Annotated in this window: 2 protein-coding genes and 2 pseudogenes; all 4 read right to left on the bottom strand. The window is 41.5% G+C overall.

Annotated features, from left to right (window positions below; translation table 11 throughout):
• A partial coding sequence (locus tag ODU55_RS11435) for an ISL3 family transposase (protein ID WP_398582893.1) occupies positions 1–956 on the bottom strand: 956 nt, incomplete at its 3' end.
• Positions 953–2062: pseudogene (locus ODU55_RS11430) on the bottom strand (IS630 family transposase). The pseudogene ODU55_RS11430 and the gene ODU55_RS11435, both read right to left, overlap by 4 nt.
• 192 nt (positions 2063–2254) lie before the next feature.
• A pseudogene (locus ODU55_RS11425) lies at positions 2255–3759 on the bottom strand (transposase).
• Positions 3713–3919: a hypothetical protein gene (locus ODU55_RS11420; RefSeq protein WP_002941576.1), complete on the bottom strand. Its 207-nt coding sequence runs from the start codon at positions 3917–3919 to the stop codon at positions 3713–3715. The pseudogene ODU55_RS11425 and the gene ODU55_RS11420 overlap by 47 nt, the downstream one beginning before the upstream one ends.
• Positions 3920–4108: the final 189 nt, after the last annotated feature.

The raw sequence follows: 4108 nt of genomic DNA, 5'->3' as shown, positions 1-4108 counted from the left end.
TCTAAGTTCTTCTCTTGGAAATGGAATAAGAGAAGTTGGTAGAGTTCATAGTGCTTTCGTAGTTCATCTGAGTAAAATAGGAGTTTTTCTAGAATGTCTTTGTTAGTCAAGTGCATCCGAAACGTAGGGCGATAAAATCGTTTATCATTGATTTTACGACTATCCTGTTGTATCAATTTCCAGTAGCGTTTCAAGGCCTTGTATTCCTGTGATTTTCTATCAAGTTGATTCATAATTTGAATACGAACACGGTTCATAGCACGGCTGAGGTGTTGAACAATGTGGAAGCGATCCAGAACAATCTTGGCGTTTGGAAATAGCTGTCTAGCCAATTTGTAGTAGAGACTAAACATATCCATGGTAATGACTTTGACCCGATTTCTAACCTTTCTAGGATAGCGTAGAAAGTGGTTTCGGATGGTTGCTTGAGTTCTTCCGTCCAGAATGGCAATGACGTTTAGGGAGTTGAAATCTTGTGCGATAAAGCTCATCTTCCCCTTCTTGAAGGCATACTCATCCCAGGACATGACTTCTGGAAGCTTGTTCCAATCCGTTTCGAACTTGAACTCATTGAGTTTTCTCATAACTGATGATGTTGAGATAGATAGCCTGTGTGCGATATGTGTCATTGCTTGATTTTCGATGAGTAATTGGGCGATCTTCTGGTTAATAGCGACAGAGATTTGGTGGTTCTTCTTGACAAGAGGAGTTTCAGCGACCGCTATTTTCCCACATTCCTTGCACTTGAAACGACGCTTTCGAAGACGAATGAGCAAGGGATAGCCAGCTGTTTCTAGGTAGGGAATTTTAGAGGCTTTCTGGAAATCGTATTTTGCCATTTGTCCCTTACAAGAAGGACATTTAGGAGCTGTGTAATCCAAGTGACCGTGGAGTTCTAAGTGAGTTCCCATATCATATTTATCAGTGATAACGATATTTTTGTCTTTAATACTCATTTAAAATCAAAAATAGCGGAAGTCCACTCTCTATGTACAATTGATTTAAGTTGATAAGCAGTTAAGGTTTGAATAACCTCTTCAAGTTTATCGATTACCTCATTTAAAGTTCTAAATACTTTATTCTTGAAACCAAGTTTACGAATCTCAGCCCAGACTTGCTCAATAGGATTCATTTCAGGTGTATAGGGTGGAATGAAGGTGAATTCTATATTCTCAGGAATATTTACTGTCTTCGATTTATGCCAGATGGCATTATCCATGACTAAAATAATATAATCCTCTGGATAAGCTGCCGATAGCTGGCGTAGAAATTCATTCATCCAATCACTATTGCATCCACCTGCTATGATGAAAAATGAGTCGCCTGTATGGGCATCCACAGCTCCATAACAATAGCGGTACTCACGAATATGGTGACTAGCTACGTGAGGACGATAACCTTTAGGAGACCAACACGAGCCGAGTTTACTGATACGCCCAAAACCCGCCTCATCTTGATACAAAAAGTCTGCTGGGAATAGCAGACTTTTTCCTGAGCTTAAAAATCGAAAAGCGAAGGCGGATTTTTTTGATATTCTTTTCCATTAATAAAACGCTTACTCGTTCTCTCCTCGAATAAAGATTTTATTTTTAGACGCTAAAATGGTTTCGGCGTCTGCTTTTTTCGGATGTTGGGGACGTGGGCTAACTTTACGCCAACCATGACGTTTCAGGAGAGCATAGAAACCTTCTCGGGTTGTCTTGTGCCCAACTCTCTCTTGATAGGCTTTAAAGAGGGAGTTAACGGTAACGAATTCTCCATTCAAAGAAGAAGAGAGTTGCTCTTTAAGGAAATCTTCTTCCTCCTTATGCGTCATATAGGAGCGGCGGCGACCACCACGATTTTCCTTTAAGAGGGCTTCTAAGCCACCACTTAGATAGCGATTCAATAAGTTGCGGACTGTCTGATGGACAAAGCCTACTGATTTAGCTACGGATGTTAAATTATTGCATTCAGAATAAAGAATGAGTGCCTGTATTTTTCTATGATGCGGAGCATTATTTTTATCTTTAAGTGCTTGCTTTAATTCTTCGACTTGTGTTTGGGTAAGTTCTTTTGTCATAATACCATTATAACGCTATTTTTGATTTTTGTTAAGTATAATTCTGAGAAAATTTGTGATAAGATTTAGTTGTTCCATATGAACCCTTTCTAATGTGAGTTTCGTCGCTTTTCATTATAGGTCATATGTAACCGCCCAATAACAAGGTATATTGAAAAGGTTCCAAAGTCCTGTCGACTCTGGAACCTTTTTCTATTTGCACTTTTCTTGAATATTTTCAGCCCATGGTAAATAAGCCTCCAGAACTTCTTTTTTTGCGAGCGTCTCTTCGTTAGGTAAGTGTTCTAGAAGATAGGTCATATATTTCTCTGCATCAAGACCGTGTCGTTTAGCAGTTTCTAAAAGACTCAAAATGATAGCTGTCGACTTGGCCCCCTCAAAGCTTTGAGAAAACAACCACCTTCGCTTTTTTATTTCTAGGCTCAGGCTGAAACAGTCCACTGGACTGTTTCACTACGTCCCATCACCAAGGTCTTCATAGCCCTCTCAGCCATATTGTTGGACAGGACTAAATCGCCATCCGAGAGAACAGTTCGGAAGGTGGTTTCGTATTTGAGGCTATACTCTATTGCAGTGCCTAATTTGGAGCTTGGCAAGACAGCCTGATTGCGACACCAATCAAAGAACTCGTGCATCAAGGGAGCCAACTCTGTCTGCCGTTTATGCAGTCGCTCCTCAGTAGACAAGTCTGCCCAGTCATTCTCTAAGGCAAATAGACGGTCGCAGTAGGCTAAACCCTTGGCTCCTAAGGAGGTCTTGTCTGTCTTCTTAGGAGTCGCTTCAAAGAACTTTCGCCTAACATGAGCCCAACAGCCAACCAGCTGTGCCTTGTCTAACTGACGATAGGCCGACAGCGGTTCGCAGTTAACCAAGCTTAGCGTCGCTTCGCTCCTAAACCTTGGACTGCTATCGCATAGGCAGAACTAAAGGACTAAAGTCCTAAGTTACTGCCGTAACATATCACAGTGTACATAACCCGCATAATTTCCAAGAAATTCCTTTACAACCAAGCCACTCCGTCGTTTGTCATGATGATAGAGAGTGATGCCATTTTTCTCATGTTTCCCAGACAAGAATGTCCAGTAGAAGGTCAACTGGCTATCATTTTCCAATACCTTGTAGGAGGTTTCATCCGCATGGAGAATAGGCTGTTTCAATAATTTCTCGTGTAACAGGTCATAAATTGGTTCGAAATAATACTGACTAGACTTGATATGCCAGTTAGCTATCTCCTTCCGACTAATGGGCAGGCCAAGCTTATGCCAGTCCTCTTCTTGACGGTAATTGGGCACCTTTAGATTAAATTTCTGGTGAATGGTGTGGGCGATGATAGAAGCTGAACCCAAGCTGTGTGCCAAAGGTGCCTTAGGAACTGGAGCCTTGATAATCTTATCGCTCAGATTCGTCTGACTACAAGCCTGACACTTGTATGCGTGCTGAACATGGTCAATCCGCTTTAATTGTGCGGGAATGAAGACCAACTCTTGCCGTTGGACAGTAGAACCAATCTCTTTCAACTGTCCATGACAGTCTGGACAAGTGCAATCTTCGCCCTGCAATTCGTGATGAACAATCTCTGGAGTGAACTGACTAAAAATAGCCTGACGAACTCCCTTGGCTTTCTTGCGTTTATAGGTGATGGTCTCCGTTTCAACTGGGTAAGTCAGCTTCTTCTTCAGGGAGAATTTCCTCCCCAAACAAGCTCAGCTGACCGGGTTGATACACAACCTTCTCTGATGATTTTCCGTAGAGTTTCTGTCTCAGATACTCAATCTGTTCACGAAGGAGGCTCAACTCGTTGGTCATGATTTCAATGGTTTTTGTTAGACTTTCAATCACCTTATCTTGTGACTCCATGGACTTACCTCCTTCTTTTTATCTCATTATACACAAAGAAAAGCCATGATTTCAATAGAAATCACGACTTTTTGAAAGATTTATTTTTGGATTGATAGAAAATCCTTTCATGAGCCAGTCCACCTGCTCGGAAGTTAGAGCCTTGACCTCTTCTTCATTGTTTGGCCAGGTCAATTTTCCGTTCTCAAA

It is taken from the genome of Streptococcus sp. 2022WUSS037 (assembly GCF_044427225.1).
Taxonomy (GTDB): Bacteria; Bacillota; Bacilli; order Lactobacillales; family Streptococcaceae; genus Streptococcus.
This window is presented reverse-complemented; position numbering and strand designations above follow the sequence as displayed.